Source organism: Acidiplasma cupricumulans (assembly GCF_001402935.1).
In the GTDB taxonomy this organism is placed as follows: Archaea; Thermoplasmatota; Thermoplasmata; order Thermoplasmatales; family Thermoplasmataceae; genus Acidiplasma; species Acidiplasma aeolicum.
The window spans coordinates 1-736 of record NZ_LKBH01000287.1 but is presented as its reverse complement, the minus strand read 5'-3'; the positions used below and the strand labels follow the sequence as shown (position 1 = coordinate 736).

The following is a 736-nucleotide window of genomic DNA, read 5'->3' as shown; positions in this document are numbered from 1 at the left end:
ATAGGCATAAGGGATGAGCACCGTGGTGAAACGGTAAAGGCTGTAATAGTAAGGAATGATAATACATTAACTGAGAAGGATGTTATTGATTTCTGCAGGGATAAGCTTGCAGTTTACAAGGTGCCAAAAATCATAGAATTCAGGGATGAGCTGCCAAAAACACTTGTTGGAAAGGTGGATAAGAAGGCATTGCGTGGTGAAAATGAGAACAAATAAAAAATATCTAAAAATTGTGGTCATTTCACTGGCATTAATAATCATATTAAGCTTTATTCCCTATTATGGAAGTTTTCTACATCAGGGCAGGAATGGAAATGAAAACAATTCCAGTACGGCCAGTGACCCACAAAATTTCTTTTTTATAAATATAACCAAAATAACACTTCATGATGCAGTTATTACACCAGAGTTGAATGGAACCTACCATATTACAGCTGCCTCTGCGTCATTTAATAATCTTACCCTGCAGCACACCGTATTGGGAAATAAAATTATAACCATAACAGCACCATATGGAAATATTACAGGCCTGAATGTATGGTCAAACACCCTTAGCTTTTCAGCAATTAACACACTGGTAAATGGTATATTAAATGTAATAACCACCATAACTGGAATTTTAAGCGGGAATCTAACCGTGTATAATCTATCAATTGAGGCAACCTATTTTAGTGCATCTAGCCAGCAATTAAATAATGGAAATGTAACATTATAATGGATTTTATTAGATATTATT

The 736-nt window shown here is 34.8% G+C and carries 2 protein-coding genes; both read left to right on the top strand.

Translation table 11 applies throughout. The features are described from left to right. Positions 1-216 (top strand): AMP-binding enzyme (locus tag AOG55_RS07825; RefSeq protein WP_162216775.1); only part of this gene is annotated, 216 nt, incomplete at its 5' end. Further along, positions 203-715, top strand: coding sequence for a hypothetical protein (locus AOG55_RS07820; RefSeq protein WP_048101267.1), 513 nt, complete (start codon positions 203-205; stop codon positions 713-715). The genes AOG55_RS07825 and AOG55_RS07820, both read left to right, overlap by 14 nt. Positions 716-736: the final 21 nt, after the last annotated feature.

Coding starts and splice junctions, on each gene's coding strand:
- AOG55_RS07820 (WP_048101267.1), top strand. CDS start 203: ATGAGAACAAATAAAAAATATCTAAAAATTGTGGTCATTTCACTGGCA.